Source organism: Nocardia otitidiscaviarum (genome assembly GCF_007362295.1).
Taxonomy (GTDB): Bacteria; Actinomycetota; Actinomycetes; order Mycobacteriales; family Mycobacteriaceae; genus Nocardia; species Nocardia otitidiscaviarum.
Genome location: NZ_CP041695.1, coordinates 3,875,219 through 3,900,592, shown reverse-complemented (window position 1 = coordinate 3,900,592; position 25,374 = coordinate 3,875,219). Strand labels below are relative to the sequence as shown.

29 protein-coding genes are annotated in these 25,374 nt (G+C 69.8%); 23 read left to right on the top strand and 6 right to left on the bottom strand.

Translation table 11 applies throughout. The features are described 5' to 3' along the window. The 9 genes from pyrF to FOH10_RS17215 all read left to right on the top strand — a co-directional run bounded on the left by pyrF (position 1) and on the right by FOH10_RS17215 (position 8,939). Positions 1–825, top strand: a complete 825-nt coding sequence (pyrF, locus tag FOH10_RS17255; protein ID WP_143981507.1) for an orotidine-5'-phosphate decarboxylase — start codon at positions 1–3, stop codon at positions 823–825. A 72-nt stretch (positions 826–897) separates the two neighbouring features. Continuing rightward, positions 898–1,524 carry a LysE family translocator gene (locus tag FOH10_RS17250; RefSeq protein ID WP_186000911.1) on the top strand — a complete coding sequence of 209 codons (627 nt, stop codon included), beginning with the start codon at positions 898–900 and terminating at the stop codon, positions 1,522–1,524. A 656-nt stretch (positions 1,525–2,180) separates the two neighbouring features. Beyond that, positions 2,181–2,504 carry an integration host factor, actinobacterial type gene (mihF, locus tag FOH10_RS17245; RefSeq protein WP_029924430.1) on the top strand — a complete coding sequence of 108 codons (324 nt, stop codon included), beginning with the start codon at positions 2,181–2,183 and terminating at the stop codon, positions 2,502–2,504. A gap of 7 nt (positions 2,505–2,511) precedes the next feature. Beyond that, on the top strand, positions 2,512–3,123 hold the full coding sequence (gmk, locus tag FOH10_RS17240; protein WP_143981505.1) for a guanylate kinase: 612 nt from the start codon (positions 2,512–2,514) through the stop codon (positions 3,121–3,123). An 89-nt stretch (positions 3,124–3,212) separates the two neighbouring features. Then, positions 3,213–3,479: a DNA-directed RNA polymerase subunit omega gene (rpoZ, locus tag FOH10_RS17235; protein ID WP_029924434.1), complete on the top strand. Its 267-nt coding sequence runs from the start codon at positions 3,213–3,215 to the stop codon at positions 3,477–3,479. 125 nt (positions 3,480–3,604) lie between these two features. Then, on the top strand, positions 3,605–4,825 hold the full coding sequence (gene coaBC / locus FOH10_RS17230; RefSeq protein ID WP_039814982.1) for a bifunctional phosphopantothenoylcysteine decarboxylase/phosphopantothenate--cysteine ligase CoaBC: 1,221 nt from the start codon (positions 3,605–3,607) through the stop codon (positions 4,823–4,825). Positions 4,826–5,038: 213 nt separating this feature from the next. Next, a complete protein-coding gene (gene metK / locus FOH10_RS17225; RefSeq protein WP_039814981.1) occupies positions 5,039–6,253 on the top strand; it encodes a methionine adenosyltransferase in 1,215 nt (404 codons plus the stop codon). A gap of 90 nt (positions 6,254–6,343) precedes the next feature. Beyond that, a complete protein-coding gene (locus FOH10_RS17220) occupies positions 6,344–8,380 on the top strand; it encodes a primosomal protein N' (RefSeq protein WP_483406963.1) in 2,037 nt (678 codons plus the stop codon). Positions 8,381–8,447: 67 nt separating this feature from the next. Next, complete coding sequence (locus FOH10_RS17215) at positions 8,448–8,939, top strand: pyridoxamine 5'-phosphate oxidase family protein (protein WP_143981504.1); 492 nt, start codon at positions 8,448–8,450, stop codon at positions 8,937–8,939. A gap of 6 nt (positions 8,940–8,945) precedes the next feature. Here the strand turns inward: FOH10_RS17215 and FOH10_RS17210 are convergent, their stop codons facing one another. Then, positions 8,946–9,350: a nuclear transport factor 2 family protein gene (locus FOH10_RS17210; protein WP_186000515.1), complete on the bottom strand. Its 405-nt coding sequence runs from the start codon at positions 9,348–9,350 to the stop codon at positions 8,946–8,948. Between the two features lie 71 nt (positions 9,351–9,421). On the opposite strand from FOH10_RS17210, the gene FOH10_RS17205 reads away from it, so the two are divergent. Beyond that, positions 9,422–10,558 (top strand): LysR family transcriptional regulator, encoded by a 1,137-nt coding sequence (locus FOH10_RS17205; RefSeq protein WP_143981502.1) that lies wholly within the window; start codon positions 9,422–9,424, stop codon positions 10,556–10,558. Here FOH10_RS17205 and FOH10_RS17200 read toward each other — a convergent pair. Next, positions 10,531–11,370, bottom strand: coding sequence for an NAD(P)H-binding protein (locus FOH10_RS17200; RefSeq protein WP_143981501.1), 840 nt, complete (start codon positions 11,368–11,370; stop codon positions 10,531–10,533). The two genes, FOH10_RS17205 and FOH10_RS17200, sit on opposite strands and share 28 nt — an antisense overlap. A gap of 76 nt (positions 11,371–11,446) precedes the next feature. Here FOH10_RS17200 and FOH10_RS17195 point away from each other — a divergent pair, with 76 nt between their 5' ends. The 8 genes from FOH10_RS17195 (at position 11,447) to FOH10_RS17165 (ending at position 18,010) form a co-directional block, all read left to right on the top strand. Next, positions 11,447–12,031, top strand: a complete 585-nt coding sequence (locus FOH10_RS17195; RefSeq protein WP_244961251.1) for a TetR/AcrR family transcriptional regulator — start codon at positions 11,447–11,449, stop codon at positions 12,029–12,031. A gap of 155 nt (positions 12,032–12,186) precedes the next feature. Next, on the top strand, positions 12,187–12,837 hold the full coding sequence (locus FOH10_RS17190) for a PadR family transcriptional regulator (RefSeq protein ID WP_039815157.1): 651 nt from the start codon (positions 12,187–12,189) through the stop codon (positions 12,835–12,837). 93 nt (positions 12,838–12,930) lie between these two features. Further along, complete coding sequence (locus FOH10_RS17185) at positions 12,931–13,932, top strand: esterase/lipase family protein (RefSeq protein ID WP_372341737.1); 1,002 nt, start codon at positions 12,931–12,933, stop codon at positions 13,930–13,932. A 64-nt stretch (positions 13,933–13,996) separates the two neighbouring features. Beyond that, the gene (gene def / locus FOH10_RS17180) at positions 13,997–14,563 is read left to right on the top strand and encodes a peptide deformylase (RefSeq protein ID WP_143981500.1); all 567 of its coding nucleotides are present in this window, start codon (positions 13,997–13,999) and stop codon (positions 14,561–14,563) included. Continuing rightward, on the top strand, positions 14,563–15,486 hold the full coding sequence (fmt, locus tag FOH10_RS17175) for a methionyl-tRNA formyltransferase (RefSeq protein WP_029924459.1): 924 nt from the start codon (positions 14,563–14,565) through the stop codon (positions 15,484–15,486). The genes def and fmt overlap by 1 nt, the downstream gene beginning before the upstream one ends. A 303-nt stretch (positions 15,487–15,789) precedes the next feature. After that, entirely contained in the window at positions 15,790–16,458 is a 669-nt protein-coding gene (locus FOH10_RS35720; protein WP_244961250.1) for a hypothetical protein, read from the top strand. Next, a complete protein-coding gene (locus tag FOH10_RS17170) occupies positions 16,350–17,645 on the top strand; it encodes an RsmB/NOP family class I SAM-dependent RNA methyltransferase (RefSeq protein WP_039815153.1) in 1,296 nt (431 codons plus the stop codon). Before FOH10_RS35720 ends, FOH10_RS17170 begins: the two co-directional genes overlap by 109 nt. A gap of 164 nt (positions 17,646–17,809) precedes the next feature. After that, complete coding sequence (locus FOH10_RS17165) at positions 17,810–18,010, top strand: nitrilase-related carbon-nitrogen hydrolase (RefSeq protein WP_143981499.1); 201 nt, start codon at positions 17,810–17,812, stop codon at positions 18,008–18,010. 206 nt (positions 18,011–18,216) lie between these two features. Here the strand turns inward: FOH10_RS17165 and tnpA are convergent, their stop codons facing one another. After that, positions 18,217–18,633, bottom strand: a complete 417-nt coding sequence (gene tnpA / locus FOH10_RS17160) for an IS200/IS605 family transposase (protein WP_143981498.1) — start codon at positions 18,631–18,633, stop codon at positions 18,217–18,219. 25 nt (positions 18,634–18,658) lie between these two features. Here tnpA and FOH10_RS17155 point away from each other — a divergent pair, with 25 nt between their 5' ends. Further along, positions 18,659–19,819, top strand: coding sequence for an RNA-guided endonuclease InsQ/TnpB family protein (locus FOH10_RS17155; protein ID WP_143981497.1), 1,161 nt, complete (start codon positions 18,659–18,661; stop codon positions 19,817–19,819). Between the two features lie 135 nt (positions 19,820–19,954). Then, the gene (locus FOH10_RS17150; protein ID WP_143981496.1) at positions 19,955–20,275 is read left to right on the top strand and encodes a carbon-nitrogen hydrolase family protein; all 321 of its coding nucleotides are present in this window, start codon (positions 19,955–19,957) and stop codon (positions 20,273–20,275) included. Positions 20,276–20,299: 24 nt separating this feature from the next. Here FOH10_RS17150 and FOH10_RS17145 read toward each other — a convergent pair whose 3' ends face one another. Next, positions 20,300–21,214, bottom strand: a complete 915-nt coding sequence (locus tag FOH10_RS17145; RefSeq protein ID WP_280525727.1) for a SigB/SigF/SigG family RNA polymerase sigma factor — start codon at positions 21,212–21,214, stop codon at positions 20,300–20,302. Continuing rightward, a complete protein-coding gene (locus tag FOH10_RS17140; RefSeq protein WP_143981495.1) occupies positions 21,214–21,636 on the bottom strand; it encodes an ATP-binding protein in 423 nt (140 codons plus the stop codon). Before FOH10_RS17140 ends, FOH10_RS17145 begins: the two co-directional genes overlap by 1 nt. A gap of 135 nt (positions 21,637–21,771) precedes the next feature. Here FOH10_RS17140 and rpe point away from each other — a divergent pair, with 135 nt between their 5' ends. After that, on the top strand, positions 21,772–22,434 hold the full coding sequence (gene rpe, locus FOH10_RS17135) for a ribulose-phosphate 3-epimerase (RefSeq protein ID WP_029924469.1): 663 nt from the start codon (positions 21,772–21,774) through the stop codon (positions 22,432–22,434). A 10-nt stretch (positions 22,435–22,444) separates the two neighbouring features. Here rpe and FOH10_RS17130 read toward each other — a convergent pair whose 3' ends face one another. Continuing rightward, positions 22,445–22,891: a hypothetical protein gene (locus tag FOH10_RS17130; protein ID WP_029924471.1), complete on the bottom strand. Its 447-nt coding sequence runs from the start codon at positions 22,889–22,891 to the stop codon at positions 22,445–22,447. 447 nt (positions 22,892–23,338) lie between these two features. On the opposite strand from FOH10_RS17130, the gene FOH10_RS17125 reads away from it, so the two are divergent. Beyond that, on the top strand, positions 23,339–23,965 hold the full coding sequence (locus tag FOH10_RS17125; protein WP_143981494.1) for a riboflavin synthase: 627 nt from the start codon (positions 23,339–23,341) through the stop codon (positions 23,963–23,965). 95 nt (positions 23,966–24,060) lie between these two features. Then, entirely contained in the window at positions 24,061–25,320 is a 1,260-nt protein-coding gene (locus FOH10_RS17120; protein ID WP_143981493.1) for a bifunctional 3,4-dihydroxy-2-butanone-4-phosphate synthase/GTP cyclohydrolase II, read from the top strand. The last annotated feature ends 54 nt before the right edge of the window (positions 25,321–25,374 follow it).

Here is a 25,374-nt window from a genome sequence, read left to right as displayed (position 1 = left end):
ATGACGACATTCGGGGTGCGGTTGCGGGAGGCGATGCGTGCGCACGGTCCGCTGTGCGTGGGCATCGACCCGCATCCACCGCTGCTGCGGGCCTGGGGGCTGAGTGAGGACGTGACCGGGCTCAAGGCGTTCACCGACGCCTGCGTGGAAGCCTTCGCCGGTCGCGTCGCCCTGGTCAAACCCCAGGTGGCCTTCTTCGAGGCGTACGGCTCCGGCGGCATCATGGTGCTGGAGGAGGCCATCGGCGAGCTGCGGGAGGCGGGCACGCTGGTGCTCGCCGACGCCAAGCGCGGCGATATCGGTTCCACCATGGACGCCTACGCCCGCGCCTGGCTGGGCGACGGTCCGCTCGGCAGTGACGCGGTGACCGTCTCGCCGTACCTCGGATTCGGTTCGCTCGCACCGGCACTGGAGTTGGCGCGCGTCAACGACCGGGGCGTGTTCGTGCTGGCGGCGACCTCCAATCCGGAAGCGGCCGAGCTGCAACGCATTACCGGCCCGGACGGCCGCAGCATCGCCCAGCGCATGGTCGACGACGCCGCCGCCCACAATGCCGGGGCCGAATTCGGTTCCGTGGGTGTGGTGGTCGGCGCGACCCTCACCGAGGCGCCCGACCTGAGCGCGCTCAACGGCCCGATTCTCATGCCGGGCGTGGGCGCGCAGGGCGGGGGAGCGGACTCCATCCGGAAACTGGTGCGCGACAGCGATCTCGGCGCGGTGGTGCCGAACGTCTCGCGTGAGGTGCTGAAGGCCGGTCCGTCGGTGGGCGCGCTGCAGGTGCGCGTGCATCGGCTCACCGACGAATTCGAGTTCCTGCGAGACTGATTCGACCGGGTGAACCTGTGCCGTTCGACACCGCTGTTCGACACCGTGGCCGCCGCGTACGCTGAGCCGGTGATGTCGACGGCACAGGTTCTCGCACTCGCCGGGGTGATTCTGCTCGGATCCATGACACCCGGCCCCGATTTCGTCATCGTCGTGCGCAACAGCGCCGTCTCGGGTCGCCGCGCCGGAATCGCCAGCGCGGCGGGCGTCGCCGTGGGCGTGTTCGTCTGGTCGTTGGTCACCGCCGTCGGCATCGCCGGTCTGCTGGCCGCCTCGGCCGTGGCCTACACCGTGGTGAAGCTGGTCGGCGCGGCCTACCTCGGCTATCTCGGGGTGCGCGCCCTCCTGGCGGCGCGGCGCGGGGACTACGCACTCGACGCCGAGGTGGGGCCGCGGCGGCACGGCCTGCGCGTGGCCTTCCGGCAGGGTTTGCTCAACAACCTGCTCAATCCCAAGGCCGCGGTGTTCTTCATCGCCCTGGTGCCGCAGTTCCTGCCCGCCGATCCGTCGGCGCTGAGCACCCTGGAGTTGAGCCTGGTCTGCACGGCGGTGAACCTGTCCTGGTTCGTGACCCTGGCCGTGGCCATCGGCGCGTTGCGTCACGTCTTCACCCGCCAGCGGGTGCGGCGGGCCATCGATGCGGCCATGGGCACGCTCATGGTGGCGCTCGGCCTCCGGATCGCCGTGCAGAGCAGCTGACCGCTGTTACCGCGCGTCCGATCGGGGCGCGAGAGCAGCTGAGCGCCGTATCGCGCGTCCGATCGGGGCGCGCAGGGGTGTGACCAGCCGAGATCGGTCCGATATGTCCGGTTTCGCTGTGGGCGAAACGGTGCCGGCCGGGCGGCCCTCGGTGCCGTTCTGACGCGTGATCGCACCCGTGCCGCACCCGAGAACTACACCGATGTGTTTTCGCCCGTCTACGGCCCCTTCAGGCCGTGTTCAGCGGGGTTCGGGCGGACTCGGGACCGGGCGGTGCACGCCTCGCGGTGGTAGCGTGTGATGCGCGACACGCGGTGCGGTTTTTGCGCGACACGCCGAGAAATCCGAGAAAATTCCAGGTCGCGTGATCACAGCTCGGTTACGAGGTGACCCGGCGGTAGGGCCTGTCCCCGGCTCACCTGGTGAAAGCGTGAAAACGCCCTGGCTGCAACGGGGTTCGCGATTCTGTGGTTAGTATCGTCGCAGCCGGGCGGAGTCACCCCTCGCGGATGCCCGCTCGGCGCGGCCGTGCCCGGAATCACGCGCTGACCTGGGGGGCGGGTTCGCAATCGCCAGGCGACGTGGGTACGGTCGCTGAGACCGCCGGGGTTCTCCCCGGCGGGAGTAGATGCAATGAACGATGAGACGGAGGAACCGTGGCCCTTCCCCAGCTGACTGACGAGCAGCGCGCCGCTGCTTTGGAGAAGGCGGCTGCCGCTCGCCGCGCTCGGGCGGAGCTCAAGGAGCGCTTGAAGCGTGGCGGCACCGACCTGAAGACGGTCCTTCAGGACGCCGAGAAGGACGAAGTGCTCGGCAAGATGAAGGTTTCGGCTCTGCTGGAAGCCCTGCCGAAGGTGGGCAAGGTCAAGGCTGCTGAGATCATGAGCGAACTGGAGATCGCTCCGACCCGCCGTCTGCGTGGTCTGGGCGACCGGCAGCGCAAGGCGCTGCTGGCCCGGTTCGACTTCAGCGCCGAATAATCCGAGGGTGGTCGAACACACTCGGAAGGGTCGGCTGGTAGTCCTGGTCGGCCCCTCGGCCGTAGGAAAGTCAACCGTCGTGCGCTGTGTGCGCGAACGGTTGCCGGAACTGGTGTTCAGTGTGTCGGCCACCACCCGGGCTCCCCGGCCCGGTGAGGTCGACGGTCGTGACTATCGCTTCGTCACCAGGGAACAATTCGACGCCATGATCGCGGCGGACGAACTCCTGGAATGGGCCGATATCCACGGCGGGTTGCAGCGGTCGGGCACCCCGGCCGCGCCGGTGCGGGAGGCCCTGGCGGCCGGTCGCTCGGTACTGCTCGAAGTCGATCTCGAAGGGGCGCGCTCGGTCCGCCGGGCGATGCCGGAGGCCCTGCTGGTCTTCCTGGCACCGCCCAGCTGGGACGAGCTGGTATCCCGGCTCACCTCCCGGGGCACCGAATCGCCCGAGGTGATCGAGCGGCGCCTGCAGACCGCGAAAACCGAATTGGCGGCCTGTGACGAGTTCGACATCGTCATAGTGAACGACGAGGTGACCGCCGCCTGTGAGCGGTTGGTATCGTTGTTCGTTAGCACAAATTCGAGGTCTGCCTCGAAGCACGGCTCGTCGGCCCCCTGAAGTCCGCCCGCGGACCTCGCGGCCGACCGGGCCGGACGCCCACCCCGTTGACCATCAACCCCGCAGGAGCCTCCCCAGTGAGTACGGACATGAAGGCCGCCCCCGCCTACGACACTCCGGTCGGCCTGACCAACCCGCCGATCGACGAGCTGCTGGAGCGCACCTCGTCCAAGTACGCGCTGGTCATCTACGCGGCCAAGCGGGCGCGGCAGATCAACGACTACTACAACCAGCTCGGCGACGGCATTCTGGAGTACGTCGGCCCGCTGGTCGAGCCGGGTCTGCAGGAGAAGCCGCTCTCGGTGGCCATGCGTGAGATCCACGCCGATCTGCTCGAGCACTCCGAAGGCGAGTAGGCCGAGCCATTCGGATACACGCCGAGCATGCGGAACGCCCGGCGTGACAACCAACGACGGCGCTGGAGGCACACGGTGACCACTCCCATCACGCCCGCGAGCGTGCCAACCGTCCGGGGCGTGCGGTGACCCGGATCGTCGTCGGCGTCGGCGGCGGCATCGCCGCCTACAAGAGTTGCGCCCTCGTGCGCCGGTTCACCGAGACCGGCCACGAGGTTCGCGTCATTCCCACGCAGTCGGCGCTCGAATTCGTCGGCAAGGCCACGTTCGAGGCGCTGTCCGGCAACCCGGTCAATACCGGTGTGTTCGCCGACGTGCCCGAGGTGCCGCACGTGCGGCTCGGCCAGGAGGCCGACCTCGTCGTCATCGCGCCCGCCACCGCCGACCTCATGGCGCGGGCCGCGCAGGGGCGCGCCGACGACCTGCTCACCGCCACGCTGCTGACCGCCCGATGTCCCGTGCTGTTCGCCCCGGCCATGCACACCGAGATGTGGGAGCATCCGGCCACCCAGGAGAACGTCGCCACGCTGCGCCGCCACGGGGCCATCGTGATGGAACCCGCGCACGGCCGCCTCACCGGCGCCGACACCGGTGCGGGCCGCCTGCCCGAACCCGAGGAGATCTTCGCGCTCGCCTCGCTGCTGCGGGAGCGCGCCGACGCGATTCCGCGTGATCTCGAGGGTCGCCGGATCGTGGTGACCGCCGGTGGCACCCGGGAACCCCTGGATCCGGTGCGCTTCCTGGGCAACCGCAGCTCCGGCAAACAGGGGTACGCGCTGGCCCGGGTGGCCGCGCAGCGCGGGGCGCAGGTGACGCTCATCGCGGGCAACACCATCGGCATGGCGGCTCCGGCCGCGGTCGAGGTCGTCGACATCACCACCGCCGAACAGCTGAAGACCGCGGTCGACAAGCACGCTCTCGGCGCGGACGCGGTGATCATGGCGGCCGCGGTGGCCGACTTCCGGCCGGTGAACGTGGCCGCGGCGAAAATCAAAAAGGGTGCGGGAGAACCGAATTCGATCGAACTCGCCAAGACTCCCGATATCCTGGCGGGGCTGGTGCAAGCCCGTCGGGACGGGCAGCTGCCGGGGACCGCGATCGTCGGTTTCGCCGCCGAGACCGGGGACGAGCACGGTGACGTGCTCACCCACGCCCGCGCCAAACTGGCCCGCAAGGGCTGCGACCTGCTGGTGGTGAACGCCGTCGGCGAGGGCAAGGCGTTCGAGGTGGACCACAACGACGGCTGGCTGCTCGGCGCCGACGGCACCGAGATCGCTCTGGACCACGGGTCCAAGGCGCTGCTCGCCAGCCGCGTGTTGGACGCGCTCGGCCCGCTGCTGCGCTGATCGCGATCGCCACGCCGACGCAACGTACCAATCGGGCGGCAAACTGTCTGGGTCGGTATTGTTTCGTCACCTGGGCGCGGCATCCCGGCCACCCGGTCGTGGCCCACGCGCCCGCAGCTTTGGAATAACCTACAGACACAGGGTTGTGCAGACGGGGGAGCCCGCTACTGTCGCAAGCCGAACGAGAAACCCGTTGAGGGAGAGGGAAGAACTGTGCGCACGTCTGGCAGCCGCCTATTCACCAGTGAGTCCGTGACCGAGGGTCATCCGGACAAGATCTGTGACGCCATCAGCGATTCCATCCTCGACGCATTGCTCGCGGCCGATCCGCGCAGCCGGGTCGCGGTGGAGACCATGGTGACCACCGGTCAGGTGCACGTGGCCGGTGAGGTCACCACCTCGGCCTACGCCGACATCCCGACCATCGTCCGCGAGAAGGTCCTGGAGATCGGATACGACTCGTCGGCAAAGGGATTCGACGGCGCCTCCTGCGGCGTGAACGTCGCCATCGGCGCGCAGTCGCCCGATATCGCCCAGGGCGTGGACACCTCGCACGAGGCTCGCGTCGGCGGCGAGGACGACGCCATCGCGCGCCAGGGCGCGGGCGACCAGGGCCTGATGTTCGGCTACGCGACCCGGGAGACCCCGGAGCTGATGCCGCTGCCGATCTCCTTGGCGCACAAGCTGTCCCGGCGTCTCACCGAGGTCCGCAAGTCCGGCGTGCTGCCGTACCTGCGCCCCGACGGCAAGACCCAGGTCACCATCGAATACGACGGCGCGACCCCGGTCCGGCTGGACACCGTGGTCATCTCCACCCAGCACGCCGCCGATATCGACCTGGACAACCTGCTCGCCCCCGATATCCGCGAGAAGGTCGTGGACGCGGTGCTGGGCGAACTGCGGCTGCCGAACCCCCTGGACACCTCCGAGGTGCGACTGCTGGTCAACCCGACCGGCAAGTTCGTGCTCGGCGGCCCCATGGGTGACGCGGGCCTGACCGGTCGCAAGATCATCGTCGACACCTACGGCGGTATGGCCCGCCACGGCGGCGGCGCCTTCTCCGGCAAGGATCCGTCGAAGGTCGACCGCTCCGCCGCCTACGCCATGCGCTGGGTCGCCAAGAACGTCGTCGCGGCCGGCCTGTCCGAGCGCGTCGAGGTGCAGGTCGCCTACGCCATCGGCAAGGCCGCCCCGGTGGGCCTGTTCGTGGAGACCTTCGGCACCGAGCAGATCGATCCGGCCAAGATCTCCGCCGCCATCGCCGAGGTCTTCGACCTGCGTCCCGGCGCGATCATCCGCGATCTGGACCTGCTGCGCCCGATCTACGCGCCGACCGCCGCCTACGGCCACTTCGGCCGTACCGATGTCGATCTGCCGTGGGAGCGCACCGATCGCGCGGAGAAGCTGCGCGCGGCCGCCGGACTGTAATTGGCCGACACCGACGCGACGGCGGGAGCGCCGGGCCCGGAGGACGCGACGCGTACCTCGCAGGGCTCCGCTCCCGCCGTCGCCGGTTCGGTGGAACGCCCCATCGCGCGGGTGCTTCCACTGCTGGAACCGGTGCATCTCGACCGGGACTTCGACTACCGGGTCCCGCCCGAGATGGATGCGCTCGCCCAGCCCGGCGTGCGGGTGCGGGTGCGCTTCTCCGGCCGCCTGATCGACGGGTTCGTGTTGGAACGGCTGGCACGCAGCGAGCACACCGGCAAGATCGTCTCCCTGGACCGGGTGGTGTCGGGCGAGCGGGTGCTGACGCCCGAGATACTGCGCCTGGTCGAGGCCGTGGCCGCGCGCTACGCGGGCACCCGCGCCGACGTGCTGCGGCTCGCCATCCCGCCCCGGCACGCGCGGACCGAGGCCGAGGAACCCAAACCCGTTGAACTGCCCGAGATTCCGGAGTCGTTTCCGGATTGGGAGCGCTACGCGCACGCCGGCAGCTTCCTCGCCGCCCTGCGCGCGGGGCGCGGTCCGCGCGCCGCGTGGCAGGCGCTGCCGGGGGAGGACTGGGCGCGTCGGCTGGCCGAACTCGCCGCCGTGGTGGTGGCCGGGGGTCGCAGCGCCGTCCTGCTCGTCCCCGACCAGCGCGATCTCGACCGGGTGCTCACCGCATGTACCGCGCTGGTCGGCGATGCCGCGGTCGGGCTGGCCGCCGGGCTCGGTCCCACCGCCCGCTACCGGCGGTGGCTGGCCGCGCTGCGGGGCAGCGCGCGGGTGGTGGTCGGCACCCGCAGCACCGTCTTCGCGCCCGCCCGGGAGTTGGGGCTCATCGCCATCTGGGACGACGGCGACGACACCTACGCCGAACCACGCGCGCCGTATCCGCATGCCCGCGAGGTGGCCATGCTGCGCTCGCACGAGACCGGCGCGGCGTTCCTGGCCGGTGGCTTCGCCCGCACGGCCGAGATCCAGGCCGTGGTCGAATCCGGGTGGGCACACGATCTGCTGGCGGAGCGGTCCACGGTGCGCCAGGCCATGCCGCGCATCAGCGCGCCCGGCGATACCGACACGGCCATGGAACGCGACCCCATCGCCCGCGCCGTCCGCATTCCCGCGACCGCGTTTGCCGCCGCCCGCCGTGCGCTGGCCGCGGGTGATCCGGTACTGGTCCAGGTGCCGCGCCGGGGCTACATTCCGGCGCTGGCCTGTGCGAAATGCCGGACGCCCGCGCGCTGTCGGCACTGCAACGGCCCACTCGCCCTGCCCGACAGCGCATCCGGTGGTCGCGGACCGCGCACCGGTTCGCGGGAACTCGGTGTCGCGGCGGTGCGCACCGCATCCGGCGAGACCGCGCACAGTCCGAGCTGCCGGTGGTGCGGTATCACCGAGGCGGCGTTCCGGTGTGGCTCCTGCGGTTCCCGGGCACTGCGGGCGGTGGTGATCGGCGCCGTGCGCACCGCCGAGGAACTGGGCCGGGCCTTTCCCGGCGTGCCCATTCGGGGATCGGGCGGCACATCGGTGCTGACCTCGGTGCCGGAGGGGCCGCAGGTGGTGGTCTCCACCATCGGAGCCGAGCCGACCGTCCAGGGTGGGTACGGGGTGGCGCTGCTGCTGGACGGCTGGGCGCTGCTGGGCCGCGCCGATCTGCGGGCCGCCGAGGACGCGTTGCGCCGCTGGATGTCCGCCGCCGCGTTGGTGCGGTCGAACGGTCAGGTGCTGGTCATGGCCGAACCGTCCATACCGACCGTGCAGGCGCTGGTGCGCTGGGACCCGGTGGGACACGCGCATGTCGAGCTGTCCGGGCGCACCGAGGTGCGGTTCCCGCCCGCGGTGCGCTTCGTCGCCGTCGACGGCACCACCGACACCATCGCCGAACTGCTGGGCGATGCGCGGCTGCCCGCCGAGGTGGAGGTGCTGGGGCCGGTGCCGCTGCCCTTCGGCGCCCGCAAACCGTTCAGCGGGGACACTCCCGCCGAGGTGGAGCGCATGATCTTGCGGGTCGACCGGTCGCAGGGCGCGGCGCTGTCGCGGGCGCTGCTTGCGGCCCAGGCGGTGCGCAGCAGCCACCGCTCGGACGGGCCGCTGCGCGTGCAGATCGATCCCGTCGACATCGGCTGAGCTGCCGCGCGCGGATCGGGCAAGAACGGTCAAGCGCGGGGCGTAGCCGCGGATTTACCGTTGATCCATGACACCCTGGACCGACTTCGCCGCCGCCGCGCCCCGCATCGCGACCATCTTTCGGCGGCGTCACTCCGCGACCGGCAAACTCTGCATGCTCGCGACCCTGCGCTCGGACGGCGCACCGCGCATCAGCCCGATGGAACCACTGTTCTTCGAGGACCGGCTCTGGCTGATCGGCATGCCCGACACCACCAAATTCCGTGATCTGCAACGTGATCCGCGGTTCTGCCTGCACACCGCCACCGTCGACACCATGGTCGGCGACGGGGACGCCAAGCTCTGGGGGACGGTGGAGAACATCCAGGACGAGGCCCTGCACGCGCGTTTCGCCGAGCACCTCTACCAGGACAGCGGCATGGATCTGCGCGGCGAGAAGTTCGATCCGTTCTTCGGCGTCGAGATCACCGGCGCGTCCGCGGTCGAGCTGATCGACGGACAGCTGGAGATCGTGGTGTGGAAGCCGGGCGGGCAGGAGTACGCGATCCGCAAGGAGTGAGCGGGCTCAGGGCCGCACCAGGGTCCGCTCCACCAGCGCGGTGTCGCAGTGCTCCACGATCTCGGTGATCAGTCCGTCGGCCAGGCGCAGGATGAGGCAGTACGTCTGCTCGTAGGCGTCGCCGCGCACGGTGGTGCCGTGCCCGCGCGCCTGCACCACCACGCGATCGCCGTCGGCGAGGACGAGATCGGCCGTCATCCGGTAGTCGGTGAACTGAGCCAGCAACGGCCGCAACAGCTCTCGCAGCACCACGGTCTTCGGTGACCAGGTGCCCGACCACGACCAGTCGCCCGGGAAGGTCCAGGCGACATCATCGGCCATGGCCTCGGTCAACGCCCGGGTGTCGCCCGCCGCCATGCGCGCGAAGACGCGTTGCACGAGTTCGCGGTTGGTCTGCTGCTGCGCTGTCATACCGGCCACGCTAGGTCGGACCCGGCCATGCGACCAGCGGGGCTTTCGCATATCTGGTATCACCTTTCCGCATGGGTGAGTTCACCGTCGTCGGTCTGCGCGTGCTGCGGGAGGTGGTGCGCGGCGGTTCGTTCTCGGTCGCCGCGGATCGCCTGGGCTACACCCAGTCCGCGGTGTCGCGCCAGATCCAGTCGATGGAGCGGGCGGCGGGCCGGGCATTGTTCGAGCGGCGGGCGCGTGGGGTGCGGCCCACCGCGGCGGGCCGCGTGGTCGCCCGGCACGCCGAGATCGTGCTCGGCGATCTGGACGCCGCCCGGCAGGAACTTCTCGACCTCGAGGCGCGGCCGCGCGGACGGCTGCGCGTCGGCGGCTTCGCCAGCGCCATGGCCGCGCTGGTGCCACGGGCCATGGCCGAATTCGCCCGGCGGCATCCGCACATCACCCTGGTGCCGCGCGAGGGCACGAGTCCCGCGCTGCTCAACTCCGTCGCGCGCCGCCGCGCGGACGTGGTGGTCGTCGCGGCACCGGAGACCGCTCCCGACGACCTGCGGGTGGTGCCGCTGCTGGACGATCCGCTGTTCGTCGCCGTCCCCGCGACGCATCGGCTGGCGGGGCGCAGCACGGTATCGGCCGCCCTGCTGCGGGACGAGCGCTGGATCGTGGGCAGCCTCGAACCGGGCACCCCGCTGCTGGGGGCGTGGCTGGGCGGGTCCGCGCCCGCACACCCGTACGTGGTCAAGGACTGGACGGCCAAGCTGGGCCTGGTCGCCGCCGGGCTCGGCGTCACGGTCGTTCCCGGCCTGGCCGTCACCGCCCTCCCGGACGCGGTGACGGCCCTGCGCATCGATCACGAAGAGGCCGTGCGGCCCACGGTGGCCGTACTCCGGCGGGAATCGACTCCGGGCACGGAGGAGTGGGCTTCCGGTGCAGCACCTTCGGCCTCAGGCGCGCTGGAACCGCTTTCCGGTACAGCGACTTCGGCCTCGGGCGCGCTGGAACCGGCATCCGGTGCAGCGGCTTCGGCTTCGGGCGCGCTGGAACCGCCTTCCGGTGCAGCGGGTTCGGCCTCGGGCGCGCTGGAACCGGCTTCCGGTGCAGCGGGTTCGGCCTCGGGCGTGCTGGAACAGCCTTCCGGTGCAGCGGAATTCCTCGACGCGCTGCGTACGGCCATCGTGGACGTTCAGCGGAAGGCCGCGACCGTGCGCTGAGCCCAGGCGGCGAACGGCCGGGGTGCACGCCCGAGCACGCGTTCGACATCGGGGCTGATGCGCCGTTCGGCGTCGGTGGGCGCACCCAGGATGGCGAGGGTCGTATCGGCCACATCCGACGGCATGATCGCGAGCAGCTCGGTCCGCGCCTGCGCGGGGGACTGGTCCAGGAAGCGCACCGGCTCCCCGAGTGCCTCGCTCAAGGCTCGGACCCGTTCGCGCGGGGATTCCGCGACCGGGCCGGTGAGCACGTAGATCTGCCCGTCGTGCCCGTCCTCGCGCAGGGCGGCCGCCGCGACCGCGGCGATGTCCTCCGGATCGACGAACGGGATGGCCACCTCGCCGAACGGTGCGCTGACCTCGCGTTCGGCCCGCACCCGTGCGGCCCAGGCCAGGGCGTTGGACTGGAACCCGCCGGGGCGCAGGATGGTCCAGGACAGCCCCGAGGCCCGCACCGCGTCCTCGATCGCCTTGCCCAGCTGTCCGTGCGAGGGGGATTCCGGCCGGGTGGCCACGCCTTGCGAGGACTGGAGCACCACGCGCCGCACGCCCGCCGCGGCGGCGGCCGCGAGCAGACCCCGCACATCCGCGTGGAACGAGCCCGGTGCGAAGAGCAGGTAGAGCGCGTCGGCGCCCGCGAAGGCGGGGGCCAGGCTGTCGGTATCGGTGAGGTCCGCGGCCACGTGGCGCACACCCGCGGGCAGCTCGGCGGCCGCCGAGCGGGACACCGCCGTCACCTCCTCGCCCGCCGCCGCGAGCATGCGCACCAGTGGGCGTCCGACATTTCCGGTCGCACCGGTCACCACGATCATCGAAACTCCTAAGTAAGTTGACTGACTAAGAATGAACCGTAGCCGATGCGGGGCGGTCGTGTCTATAGTTAGTTGCGTGACTAACTCAGTCGGGAGGCGGCGGATGGCGCAGGGTAAACGCGAGCGGTTGGCCGCGGCCGCCGCCGACGTGTTCTATCGGCAGGGCGTGGAGAAGACGACCATCGCCCATATCGCGCAGGCGGCCGACGTTCCCGTCGGCAATGTCTACTACTACTTCAAGACCAAGGATCAACTCGTGCAGGCGGCGATCGGCTCGCACGCGCGCGTGCTCGACGCGCTGATCGCTGACCTGAACGCCCTCGACACCCCGGCCGAGCGGTTGAAGGCCCTGATTCACGGCTGGGTCGAACAGCGCGATGCCGCCGCCCGGTACGGCTGCCCGACCGGCACGCTCGCCACCGAACTCGACAAGCGCGCCGACGGTCTGGACCGTGAACTGGCCGCCGTCATGGGGCTGCTCATCGACTGGGCCGAAACGCAGTTCGCCGCCATGGGTCGCGCCGACGCGCGCGAACTGGCGGTGGCACTGCTGGCCGCCTATCAGGGAATCTCGTTGCTCACCAACACTTTTCGTGATCCCGAGCTCATGGTGACCGAGGGGCGCCGCTTGGCGGCGTGGATCGACTCCCTCGCGCACTAGGTCGCGACCGGACGGTTTGTGTCGTCTTTCACTCTTGTCGTGGATAGATTGCCGATATATCGTCGACATCGGAAAGAGTAACGACAAGCCTTGAAGGAGGCAGCGCCATGGAACACATGGACAACACACACGGGGCCCGCGGGCCCTGGCGTCGCATGCGACGCGATCAGCAGCGCGGTCCCGACCATCCCCGGATGGGGCGCGGTCCGCACGGTGGCCCCGGCGGTCCGCACCGCCACGGTCACGGCCGCGGCTTCGGCGACTTCGGTCCCGGCTTCGGCCCGGGTGGTTTCGGCCCCGGTTTCGGGCCCGGTCCACACTTCGGTCGCGGTCGTGGCCGCGGTGGCCGCGGTCGGCGCGGTGATGTGCGCGCGGCCATCCTCCTGCTGCTGCAGGAGCGGCCCATGCACGGCTACGAGCTGATCCAGCAGATTCGCGAACGCAGCGAGGACGTCTGGCGGCCCAGCCCCGGATCCATCTACCCCGCGCTCGCGCAGCTCGAGGACGAGGGTCTGGTGATCATCGAGAAGGTGTCGGGTCGCAAGACGGCCAAACTGACCGAAGCCGGTACCGCCTACGTGGAGGAGCACCGCTCCGACCTCGGCGACCCCTGGCAGGAGGTCAAGGACGGCGTCGGCGATCAGACCCTGGACCTGCGCGGGCTGGTCGGCCAGCTCATGGGCGCGGTCGCCCAGGTGGCCGCCGTCGGCACCCCGGCGCAGGCGGCCAAGGCGGCCGAGGTGCTCACCGAGGCGCGCAAATCGCTCTACCGCATCCTCGCCGAGGACGACACACCCGAAAAGTAATGGCAGCGAAACGCCCTTGCCCGATGCGCTTTTCGGCCGCCCGCCGGGGAAAATCATGGCATGGCACAAATGGGCCCCGTGTTGCATTGGGACATGGGACAAAAGAGGAGCCGCTGGCGCTGGATCGCCGCGGCGGGGGTAATGATGTGGGCGGTCGCCGCGGGCATGACGCCGATCGGCGCGGCGACCGCCACCGCACAACCGGTGGGGGACGGCATCGTGGTCCCCGTCCAGGCGGGACCGCCGCAGACCGACCATCTCGGCGCGGCCCGCTATCTGAAGGATCATCCGAACGCCGCGCCGCAGGGCGCGAACGATTTCGACTGTGAACCCGGCGCCGCGCACCCGCGCCCGGTGATTCTCGCGCACGGCACCGACTCGTCGGCGTACTCCGACTGGGCGGCCATCGCGCCGCTGCTGGCCGCGGCGGGCTACTGCGTGTTCGCGCTGAACTACGGCGGCGCGCCCGACGCGGAGACCTACGGTACCGAGGACATCTGGGTGAGCTCCGCGCAGATCGGCGTCTTCGTCGACCGGGTGCTGGCCGCGACCGGCGCGCAACAGGTGGATCTGGTGGGATTCTCCCAGGGCGCCAACGTGACCCGCTACTGGGTCAATCAGCTCGGGGGAGCGCCGAAGGTCGGGCACTGGATCGGCCTGGCCTCACCCAGCTACGGCGGCGTCATGTACGGCATCGTGCCGGTGGCGAAGTACATGCCGGTACTGTTCCCGGTCTTCGAACTGGCCAGCTCCAAGGCCGCCGTGCAGCAGGCCGCCGGATCGGAGTTCATCGTGGCGCTCAACGCGGGCGGGGACACCGTGCCCGGTGTGCGTTACACCACCATCGGCAGCCGGGTGGATGAGATGATCCAGCCCTTCGAGAACATCGCGCTGCGCGGTCCGGGAGCGACGAACCTGGTCGTCCAGGACCTCTGCGCGGACAATCTGACCGGCCATTTCCACACGGTGTACGAACCGTACGTGCATCGGCTGCTGTTGAACGCGCTCGATCCGGCCACCGCGCGGACACCGGTCTGCGAACCGGTCGCCATGGGCACCGGAATCGCCGAAGTAGTCCTGGCGGCGCATTCCTGATCAGGGTGGCTCCCGGTATCCGTAAAATGAGACGACCGTATTCATTCGCTACCGGGAGCCGCCCGTGACCATCCAGCCCGTCCGCCTGTTCGGCGATCCGATTCTGCGCGCTCGCGCGGCGGAGGTGGAGACGTTCGACCAGCAGGTGCGCCAGCTGGTCACCGACCTCACCGACACCATGTACGAAAGTGGCGGCGTCGGCATGGCGGCTCCGCAGATCGGGGTCGGGCTGCGCGTCTTCGTCTACGACACCGGGGACGCCCGCGGGCATCTGATCAATCCGGTGTTCGAGGTCGACGGCGACGAGACCCAGACCGGGCCGGAGGGCTGCCTGTCCATTCCGGGGGTGCGCGAGGACGTCACCCGGGCGATGGCGGTGCGCGCCCGCGGGGTCGACATGACCGGCGCGCCGGTGGAATTCCGGGCCGAGGGTCTGCTGGCCCGCTGCGTCCAGCACGAGACCGACCATCTGGACGGCGTGCTGTTCCTGCAACGCCTGGAACCCGCCCTGCGCAAGGAGGCGATGCGGACCATCCGCGAATCCTCCTGGTTCACAGCGGGCATCACGGTGGTGCCCGCCGCCGAGATCGGTGGCCGCAAGCGCGCCGACGCGTCGGGACGGGGTCGCTGATGCGCGTGGTCTTCGCGGGAACGCCGGAACCGGCGGTGCCGTCGCTGCGGCGGCTCATCGCATCGTCGCGTCACGAGGTGGTCGCGGTGGTGACCCGGCCGGACGCCGTCGCCGGGCGCGGGCGCAAGGTGACCCGTTCACCCATCGGGCGGCTGGCCGACGAGCACGGGATTCCGGTGCTCACGCCGCGCAAACCGTCCGAACCCGAATTCATCGAGCGATTGCGGGAATTGGCGCCCGACTGCTGTCCGGTGGTGGCCTACGGGGCGCTGCTGCCGCAGCGGGTGCTCGACATTCCGCGCCATGGCTGGATCAATCTGCACTTCTCGCTGCTGCCCGCCTGGCGCGGCGCGGCTCCGGTGCAGGCGGCCATTCTGGCCGGGGACGAGATCACCGGCGCCTCCACCTTCCAGATCGAGGCGGGCCTGGACACCGGTCCCGTCTTCGGCATGGTGACCGAGAAGATCCGGGTCACCGATACCGCGGGCGTGCTGTTGGAGCGGCTCGCCGACAGCGGTGCGCACCTGCTCGAAACCACCCTCGACGGGGTGGAGGACGGCACCGTGCACGCGGTCCCGCAATCCACCGACGGCATCTCCTACGCCCCCAAGGTGGAAGCCGAGGCCGGGCACATCCGTTGGGACCAACCGGCTCTCGCCATCTCCCGCCGCATCCGCGCGGTCACCCCGGCCCCCGGCGCGTGGACCGTGGTCGACGGCAAACGCCTCAAACTCGGCCCCGTCGACATGGTGGAGGAGGCCCTGCCCGAGCGTGCCATCGAGGTCCGCAAATCCGGTGTCTACATCGGCACCGCCACCACCGCGATCCGCCTCGACCAGGTGCAGCCCCAGGGCAAGAAGATGATGGCCGCCCTCGACTGGGCCCGCGGCGCCCGCCTGCAACCGGGCGCGGTGGTCGAGTGACCCGGCCCGAGCGCGGACGCGACGACGACCGCCGGTCCGGAGGGCGGCACACGGGGGCCTCGGACCCCCGCGGCTCGCGCGAGGGTGGCATGTCGGGCGATCGGAACGGCGCGGAAGACCGGCCCGCGGGTCGGCGGAATGCCGTGTCCCGCAGCGAAGGATACGGTCGCGGCGGAGGTCGGCCGCACGACGACCGCCAAGGGCGACGAGGCGGAACCGGCGGCCCGCGGGACGGCGGCTTCGCCGAGGGGCAGCGCGGTGCGGAGGATCGCCCGCCAGGTCGGCGAAAGAGTCTGTCCCGCAGTGAAGTTCACGGTCGAGGTCAAGGCGCGGGCGCGCCCGGCGGGGGTGATCTCGAGCGGACGGCCGACGACGCACGCCGTCGGCGGCAGGATGACCGGCCGCGTGGTGATCGATCGCAGGATGACCGGCCGCGTGGTGATCGATCGAGTGATGACCGGCCACGTGGTGACCGATCGCAGGATGACCGGCCGCGTGGTGACCGATCGCGTGATGATCGCAACGGCCGCCGGCGTGGCGCGGCTACCGGAGCCGGTGTCTCGCGAGCTGATGAGCGGGAGGGCCGCTCGGGCGCTCCGGCCGCGCGGGACGGGTCCGCCGATGTCCGGCGCCGCGATCCGCGGGACGGTGGTTTTGGCAGTACCGGTAGCGAGGACGGTCGTGATCGGCGCGGTCGGAGTGGCGGCGCTGGGCGCGGCGGCGGTGTTCGTCGTCGCGATGACGGTTCGGGCGGCGGTGGCGGCCGGGACCGGTCGCGGGGTGACGGCGATCGTGGCGCGCGGAAATCCGGGCGCGGCGGCGAGTACGGGCAGGCCGATCCGGTGCGGGTGGTGGCGCGGGATGTGCTGCGGGCCGTGCGGGAGCGGGACGCGTACGCGAATCTCGTGCTGCCGGGGCTGCTGCGGGAGCGGAAGCTGTCCGGGCGGGACGCGGCGCTGGCCACCGAGTTGACCTATGGCGCGTGCCGGTCGCAGGGGCTGCTGGACGCGGTGATCGCGGACTGCGCCGGGCGGCCGGTCACCGAGATCGACGGGGCGCTGCTGGATGTGCTGCGGTTGGGGGTGTATCAGCTGTTGCGGACCCGGATCGGGGCACACGCGGCGGTGGACACCTCGGTGGCGCTGGTGCGATCCGAATTCGGCGGCGGCAAGGCCGGATTCGTCAATGCCGTGCTGCGGCGGGCGGCCGAGCGGACGTCGGAGGAGTGGGTGGACCGGCTGGCTCCCGCGGATCCGCTGGGACATCTGGCCTTCGAGTACGCCCATCCCACCTGGATCGCGCAGGCGTTCGCGGACGCGCTCGGCGCGCGGGCCGGGGAGTTGCGCGATGTGCTCGCCGCCGACGACGCCCGCCCGGCGGTCCACCTGGTGGCGCGGCCGGGGGAGATCAGCGCCGAGGAACTGGCACTGGTGACCGGTGGCGAGGAGGGCCGCTGGTCGCCGTACGCGGTGTACCTCGACGGCGGCGATCCGGCCAAGCTGGAACCGGTGCGCGAGGGTATGGCGGCCGTCCAGGACGAGGGCAGCCAACTGGTGGCGCTCGCGCTGACCCGGGCCCCGCTCGACGGCCCCGACGGCGGCCGCTGGCTGGACCTGTGCGCGGGTCCGGGCGGCAAGACCGCCCTGCTCGGTGCCATCGCCGATATCGACGGCTTCCACGTCGACGCCGTGGAACCGGCCGAGCACCGTGCCGACCTGGTCCGCCAGGCCACCCGCTCGATGCCGGTCACCGTCCACGTCGCCGACGGCCGCGACACCGGCCTGACCCCCGGCTACGACCGCATCCTGGTGGACGCCCCCTGCACCGGCCTGGGCGCGCTGCGCAGACGTCCCGAGGCGCGCTGGCGTCGCCGCCCCTCCGACGTCCGCGACCTGGTCACCCTGCAACGCGAATTGCTCACCGCCGCATGGGATCTGCTGCGTCCGGGCGGCGTGGTCGTCTACTCCACCTGCTCCCCGCACCTACCGGAGACAGTCTCGGTGGTGGCCGATATCGCCCGCCGCACCGGCGCGACCCAACTCGACACCCGAGACCTGCTCCCCGGCGTCCCCGATACCGGCGACGGACCGGGCGCCCAACTGTGGCCGCACCGCCACGGCACCGACGCCATGTTCCTCGCGGCCCTGCGCAAACCCTGACCTGACCGGTCGCGCGGCTCGCCCCGCGGCCGGGGGTGAGCCGCACGGCCACCGGATATGCGATCGTTGGTCGCGGACCGCCCGGCCGCCGGTGATGTGGTCATCGGCTGCGAGCCGTTCGGCCAGCGGATGCGTCATCGTCCGCCGCGAGCAATGATGTCGGCATGATCATCAGCGCAGCGCAGTTCACTTCCCGGCCGCTCGACATCGCCGTGAACGCGGCGGCTGTGGCGGAGCTGGTTCGCGCGGCGGGCCGTGCCGGTGCGGAGCTGGTCGTCTTTCCCGAACTCGCGCTGAGCGGCTATGAACTGGGGTCGCCGACGATCCGGACCGGTTCGCGCTCACCTCGGACGACGAACGGCTGACGGTGATTCGCGAGACGTGCCGGGACGTGCGGGCGGCGGCACTCGTCGGCGGTCCGGGACGCACACCACAGGGCACCGCCATCAGCGCCTTCGTCTACGGCCCCGACGGCGAGCCGCTGACGCGCTACCGGGTGTGGGCCTGTGTGCCGCCCTTCAGGGCGGTGGTGAAGGTCCACGCGGGAGGGCCGCCGAGGCCCGAGTGTGCTCTAGACCGGACGGTCCTGCTGTTCGATGTACTGCCGCACGATCGACAGCGGCGCACCGCCGACTGATCCGGCGAAGTAGGAACCCGACCACAACCGGTTTGCGCGCCAGTAATGGCGCTCGAGGTCGGGGAACTCTTGGCGCAGCCGTCGAGAAGACACCCCCTTGAGCGAGTTCACGAGCTTGGACACAGCGACCTTTGGGGGGAAGTTCACCAGCAGGTGCACATGGTTGGCCTCGCCGTTGAACTCGACCAGCTCGACCTCGAAGTCGGAGCACACCGCCCGCATGATCTCCTCGGCCCGTTTCAGGTGCCGGTCGGTGAAGACCGGATGCCGGTACTTCGTCACGAAAACCAAATGCGCGTGAAGTACGAAAACACAATGCCTGCCTGTGCGTATGTCACTGTACTCGCCCACAAACCAATACGGTACAGTGTGAATTGTGCAGCTCCGGTACAACTTCCGCGTCTACCCGACGCCCGGCCAGCGGATCGCGCTGGGACAGGCGTTCGGGTGCGCGCGGGTCGTGTACAACGACGGACTGCGTGCCCGGCGGGAGGCATTCGAGTCCGGACAGCGGATCGGCGACGCCGAACTGTCCACACGGTTGACCGAGGCGAAGAACACTCCGGAACGTGCGTGGCTGTCGGAGGTTTCGTCGGTGGTGTTGCAGCAGGCGTTAGCCGACTTGAACAGCGCCTACCGGAATTTCTTCGCCTCGGTCACCGGGAAACGCAAGGGCGGCAAGGTCGCCCCGCCACGGTTCCGGTCCCGCAAGGACAACCGGCAAGCGATCCGGTTCACGCGCAACGCCCGGTTCGTTGTGACGGCGGCGGGGAAGCTGCGCCTGCCGAAGATCGGCGACGTCCCGGTCCGCTGGTCGCGGGAGCTGCCGTCGGCCCCGTCGTCGGTGACGATCATCCGGGACGCGGCGGGCCGGTACTTCGCGTCGTTCGTGGTCGACGTGAACCCGCGACCGTTGCCGTCGGTCGATTCCGAGCTCGGTATCGACCTGGGCCTGTCGACGTTCGCGGTCGGGTCGGACGGGAAGATGATCACCTCCCCGCGTTTCCTGCGCCACGCCGAACGCCGCCTACGGAAGGCGCAGAAAGCGTTGTCCCGCAAGGACAAGGGCTCCAAGAACCGGGCGAAGGCCCGGCGCAAGGTCGCTCGCGCTCACGCGAAGGTGGCCGACACCCGGCGGGATTGGGCACACAAGCAGTCCACGATGATCATCCGCGATAACCAAGCGGTGTACGTCGAGGACCTGTGCATCAATGGATTGGCTCGTACCCGCCTGGCGAAGTCGGTGCACGATGCCGGGTGGGGCATGTTCGTTCGCATGCTGGAGGAGAAAGCCGCCCGGTACGGGCGGCAGTTCTCCAAGGTGGATCGCTGGTTCCCGTCCACCCGAATGTGTTCGGTGTGCGGGGCGATCGGGGAGAAACAACCGCTGCACGTCCGCGAGTGGACGTGCACGTGTGGAACGGCCCACGACCGCGATCTCAACGCGGCCATCAACATACTCGCGGCCGGACGGGCCGAGAGTTCAACGCCTGTGGAGCTGGTGTCAGTCTCGACTCCGGTCGAGCGACGGCGGTGAAGCAGGAACCCGCCGGGAGCGCGGTCTAGCCGCAGCAGACCGGAATCTCCCGCCCTCAGGCGGGAAAGGACGTCAAGACAAGCGGCACGTCACCGCCGCAACCGCGACCGAGCGGCCGCTGGGTCCGTTCCCAGCATCGTCGACGGCCGATTCAGGCTGGGCGACACCGCTTTCGGAATCGCGATCTGCTATGACGCCTGCTTCCCGGAACTGGCCGAGCGCTGCCACGCCCTGCTCGCCAGCTCCCTCTACGGCAGCGGCCCGGGCCAGCGGGAGCGCGCCGCGATCATGCCCGCACTGGCCGAGCGGAACGGCCTGCACGTCGTGCTGGCCAATCATCTCGGCCCCGCCGGTGCCTACGATGCCTGCGGCGGCAGCGCGATCTGGGCTCCGGACGGCACCCGCGTCGCCGAATGCGCCCGCGTCGGCCCGGGATTCGTCACGGCCGAGCTGTGATCCGCTGATCGCCGACCCGGACCGTCATTCCCGTGCCGACTGCTCCCGCAGGCGGGCAAGCGTTTTGGCGAGGATGCGGGAGACGTGCATCTGCGAGATGCCCATCTGCTGCGCGATCTGGGTCTGGGTCATGGATTCGAAGAACCGCATGGTGAGAATGCGGCGCTCGCGTTCGGGCAGGCCCGCGAGCAGCGGCCGGATGGCGACGTACTCCTCGACCCGGTCGAACTGCGACTCCTCCTCACCCAGGGTGTCGAGCAAGGACGCCTCGGTGTCGCGGCCCACCGAGACGGCGTCGATGGAGCTGGGCTGGTAGGCGTTTCCGGCGATCACGGCCTGGGTCACCTCATCGGCGTCGATCCCGAGTTCGGCGGCGATCTCCTTGGCCGTGGGGGAGCGGCCCAGCTGCTGGGAGAGGGCGTCGATGGCGGAGCCGATGCGCAGATGGGTTTCCTTGATCCGGCGCGGAACCCGCATGGCCCAGGTGTTGTCGCGGAAATAGCGACGCACCTCGCCCATGATGGTCGGCACGGCGAAGGACAGGAAGTTGGAGCCGCGGGTGATGTCGAACCGGTCCACCGCGTGCACCAGGCCGACCCGCGCCACCTGGGTGAGATCGTCGAACGGTTCACCGCGGCCGCTGAATTTGCGGGCGATGTGGTCGGCCAGCGGGATGCAGCGGTTGATGAGTTCGGCCCGCAGGTCGGCGCGCCGCGTGGACTTCTCGGGTGCCGCCGCCATCGCCTCGAACAGCGCCGAGACGTCGTCGTAGCCGGAGACGCTGCGCGCGACCTCCTCCGCCTCGCCGGCATCGAGATCCTCGGCGGTTTCCTCGTTCTCGGTGCTGTCGCTGTTCTCGCTGCCGTCGCCCACCCGCTCCTCGGTGGGCTCGGGCTGCGGAGATTCCTGGGATTCGAACACGGTGTCCTCGCCGACCACTACGCCTTCCCCCGGACCCGCCGGAACTCCACGGTGGTCGGGTATCCGGCGAGCGCCGGATCGAACTCGCCCTGCGTCGCGGTCACCGAGTCCGACAGGGTGCGCAGCACATGCCAGCCGAAGCCGCTCTCGTCCGGCATACCCTGCTTCTCCGCCACGCCGTCGACCGCCACCACCAGATCGGTGTCGCCGACGGTGAACCGGCAGCGCAGGGTGGAGTCGGGTTTGGCGAGCGCGATGAGAGTGGAGGCCGCCTCGTCCACGGCCAGCCGGATGTCGGCGACCTCGTCCAGGGTGAAATCACTGAGCAGCACCAGTGTTTCGGCGAGTCCGCGCACGATGGGCAACTGGGAGACCGATGCGGCGACGCCGATCTCGACCGGGGTCGCGCGCAGCCCTTGTTCCGCCGAAATATTGATCACCTGCACTAGGCTACCCATTCCGTCGCGCGGCAATCAGCGCAATGCCCTGTTCGGGCGTGCCGGGGCGGTCGGGGCCGGGCCGATAGACTGCGCCCTGTGTGCACCTCCTCCACTTCCTTCCATCGGCCCACGCCGATGATCGCCCCCTCCATCCTGTCCGCCGATTTCGCGAATCTCGCCGCCGAGCTGAAGGCCATCGAAGGCTCGGACTGGGTGCATGTCGATGTGATGGACAACCACTTCGTGCCCAATCTGACCCTGGGTCTGCCGGTGGTGCAGAGCATTCTGAAGGTGACCGACATTCCGGTGGACTGCCACCTCATGATCGAGAATCCGGAGCGGTGGGCCCCGGGGTACGCGGAGGCCGGCGCCTACAACGTCACCTTCCACGCCGAGACCACCGACAATCCGGTCGCGGTGGCGCGCGATATCCGCGCGGCGGGGGCCAAGGCGGGACTGTCGGTGAAGCCGAACACCCCGATCGAGCCCTACCTCGAGGTGCTGAAGGAATTCGACACGCTGCTCGTGATGAGTGTCGAACCGGGTTTCGGCGGCCAGTCGTTCATTCCGCACGTCTTGGACAAGGCGCGCGTCGTCCGTGATCTGGTGGACGCGGGCGAACTGCGTCTGGTGGTGGAGATCGACGGCGGCATCAATATGGACACCATCGAACAGGCCGCCGAGGCGGGTGTGGATTGTTTCGTCGCGGGGTCGGCGGTGTACGGCACCGCCGATCCGGCCGAGACCGTCGAGAAACTGCGGCAGAAAGTCGTCGCGGTCGAGGCGTCGGCCGAATAGCGATACCGGGTCAGCGCCCGAGCAGCGCCTCGAGCACCGATTCCAGCGGCGGGACCGTGCGCGCGGTCCCGGGCGCTCGCACCCAGGTGCGATATCCCGTCCGTTCGTCGTCGGCGGACGGGAGGACGACCTGTGCGCCCGTGCACGCGACGGTGGCGTACATGCGGAACAGCGTCGCCGATACCGCGGGGGTGATCGATTCCGGCCGGGCGGGACCGGTGATGAAGGTCCAGCGTCGGGCGCGGGGGTGGTGTACGACGGGGCCGGCGAGTTCCGCCTGTTCCAGTCGCCGCTGGACGCGCTCGCCGAGTTCGGCGGGCATGGTGACGGCCCCGTACCGATTGCCTATTTCGAGCAGGATGTGTCGTGACGTGGGATCGATCGATGACGGCAGGTGAAACTCGCGGCGGTAACGAACGCAGCGGGCTTCGAGTGTCGAATCGAGAAACGTGGTCACGCCGCACTCCCAAATGTGTTGTTGTCCACCTGGATCCGACCCGCTCGGGGTCCAACCTTCCTTCGGTCTAGTCTGGGGATCAGCTACATAACAATCTTGCGTCCATTTTCCGTTCTCCGCAAGATTTTGGTGTAAGCGAGTTGCGAACTGGGTAGAAATTTCCGTTTGCCTTGTGGTTGATAATTCGAGAAGACGGGAAATCCTGGCATTTCAATTGGAAAAGCCTGGGTAATTCGGACAATTCGATCTCGATCAGTCGGATTTCGCGTCATATCGCTGACCTTCGGTATCGAACGCTCCTGTGAACAAGGCCGCGTGTCGACTACGACTCCGCGTCGTTACCCTGAGTGGGTACATCCCACCGCCGGGAATCCCCCGGTGGCCCGGGCTGTTGGCGCAAGCGGATGACCCGGCACGCGGGCATCGGGCCAGAGGAGAGTGAAGGGCATGTTCACAGGCATCGTCGAGGAACTCGGCGAGATCGTGGCCGTCGAGGAGCGCGGCGACGCCTCCCGCATCACGGTGCGCGGTCCGGTGGTGACCTCCGATGCCGGGCACGGCGATTCGATCGCGGTCAACGGTGTCTGTCTCACGGTCGTCGACAAGGTCGTCGAGGGTGACACCTTCACCGTGGACGTCATGGGGGAGACGCTGAACCGGTCCAGTATCGGCGGTCTGACCGTGGGCTCGCGGGTGAACCTGGAGCGGGCCGCCGCGGTGGACAGCCGCCTGGGCGGACATATCGTGCAGGGCCATGTGGACGGCACCGGCACCGTCGTCTCCCGCGACCCCCAGGAGAACTGGGAGGTGGTGCGACTCTCGCTGCCCGACAGCCTGGCTCGCTACGTGGTGGAGAAGGGTTCCATCACCGTGGACGGTATCTCGCTGACGGTGTCGGCCCTCGGTGTCGCCGCCGCCCCCGCCGCCGATGGCAATACCGACTGGTTCGAAGTCTCGCTGATCCCGACCACCCGCGAACTCACCACCCTCGGCACCGCCCCCGTCGGCACCACGGTGAACCTCGAGGTCGACATCATCGCCAAGTACGTCGAACGTCTCGTCGCGCGCGGCTGAGCGCGGCGTGCCGCCGATCGAGAGGCGGCGCAAATCGGACACAGCCGCTGCCTTACTGTAATGAGGCACCTAATTCGAGATGGAGCACAGCAGACGTGACCAGGTTCGACACCATCGAGCGCGCAGTCGCCGATATCGCCGCCGGTAAGGCGGTCGTCGTCGTCGACGACGAGGGCCGGGAGAACGAGGGCGACCTCATTTTCGCCGCGGAGAAGGCCACCCCCGAACTCGTGGCCTTCATGATCCGCTACACCTCCGGTTACATCTGCGTCCCCCTCACCGGCGAGGACTGCGACCGCCTGGGTCTGCCGCCCATGTACGCGGTCAACCAGGACAAGCACGGCACCGCCTACACCGTGTCGGTGGACGCGCGCGAGGGCATCAGCACCGGCATCTCGGCCGCCGACCGCGCCACCACCATGCGGGTGCTGGCCGATCCGCAGGCCAGGGCCGAGGACCTCACCCGCCCCGGACACGTGGTCCCCCTGCGCGCGAAGGACGGTGGCGTACTGCGCCGCCCCGGCCACACCGAGGCCGCCGTGGATCTGGCGCGCATGGCCGGACTGGGCCCCGCCGGCGTGATCTGCGAGATCGTCTCGCAGAAGAACGAGGGCGATATGGCCCGTACCGAGGAACTGCGCATCTTCGCCGACGAGCACGACCTCGCGCTCATCTCCATCGCCGACATGATCGCCTGGCGGCGCCGCCACGAGAAGCATGTGGAGCGCGTGGCCGAGGCCCGCATTCCGACCGAGTTCGGTGACTTCCGCGCCATCGGGTACAAGAGCGAATACGACAACACCGAACACGTCGCGCTGGTCATGGGCGATATCCCGGGCCCGAACGGGCTGGGCGAGGACGTGCTGGTGCGCGTGCACTCCGAATGCCTCACCGGCGACGTGTTCGGCTCGCTGCGCTGCGACTGCGGTCCGCAGCTCCATGCCGCCCTCGGGATCGTGGCCGAGGAGGGCCGCGGCGTGGTGCTGTACATGCGCGGGCACGAGGGCCGCGGCATCGGACTCATGCACAAGCTGCAGGCGTACCAGATCCAGGACGAGAAGCAGCTCGACACCGTCGACGCCAATCTGGACCAGGGCCTACCCGCCGACGCCCGCGACTACGGCACCGGCGCGCAGATCCTCGCCGACCTCGGCATCAGCTCCATGCGACTGCTGACCAACAATCCGACCAAGCGCGCCGGGCTGGAGGGGTACGGTCTGTCCATCACCGAGCGGGTGGCCATGCCGGTGCGCGCGAATCAGCACAATCTGCGGTACCTGCGCACCAAGCGCGACCGCATGGGCCACGACCTGATCGGCCTGGACGATCTGGATCTCGGCGAAACCGCGCAGTAGGCGCGACCTTTCGATACAGCGGCTTCGACAAGAAGCTTCGACGAGAAGAGGTGG

Coding starts and splice junctions, on each gene's coding strand:
- rpoZ (WP_029924434.1), top strand. CDS start 3,213: ATGAAGGCCGCCCCCGCCTACGACACTCCGGTCGGCCTGACCAACCCG.
- FOH10_RS17165 (WP_143981499.1), top strand. CDS start 17,810: ATGATCATCAGCGCAGCGCAGTTCACTTCCCGGCCGCTCGACATCGCC.
- FOH10_RS17215 (WP_143981504.1), top strand. CDS start 8,448: ATGACACCCTGGACCGACTTCGCCGCCGCCGCGCCCCGCATCGCGACC.
- FOH10_RS17125 (WP_143981494.1), top strand. CDS start 23,339: ATGTTCACAGGCATCGTCGAGGAACTCGGCGAGATCGTGGCCGTCGAG.
- FOH10_RS17185 (WP_372341737.1), top strand. CDS start 12,931: ATGGGACAAAAGAGGAGCCGCTGGCGCTGGATCGCCGCGGCGGGGGTA.
- FOH10_RS17200 (WP_143981501.1), bottom strand. CDS start 11,370: ATGATCGTGGTGACCGGTGCGACCGGAAATGTCGGACGCCCACTGGTG.
- FOH10_RS17190 (WP_039815157.1), top strand. CDS start 12,187: ATGCGACGCGATCAGCAGCGCGGTCCCGACCATCCCCGGATGGGGCGC.
- pyrF (WP_143981507.1), top strand. CDS start 1: ATGACGACATTCGGGGTGCGGTTGCGGGAGGCGATGCGTGCGCACGGT.
- fmt (WP_029924459.1), top strand. CDS start 14,563: ATGCGCGTGGTCTTCGCGGGAACGCCGGAACCGGCGGTGCCGTCGCTG.
- FOH10_RS17250 (WP_186000911.1), top strand. CDS start 898: ATGTCGACGGCACAGGTTCTCGCACTCGCCGGGGTGATTCTGCTCGGA.
- FOH10_RS17210 (WP_186000515.1), bottom strand. CDS start 9,350: ATGACAGCGCAGCAGCAGACCAACCGCGAACTCGTGCAACGCGTCTTC.
- rpe (WP_029924469.1), top strand. CDS start 21,772: ATGATCGCCCCCTCCATCCTGTCCGCCGATTTCGCGAATCTCGCCGCC.
- FOH10_RS17205 (WP_143981502.1), top strand. CDS start 9,422: ATGGGTGAGTTCACCGTCGTCGGTCTGCGCGTGCTGCGGGAGGTGGTG.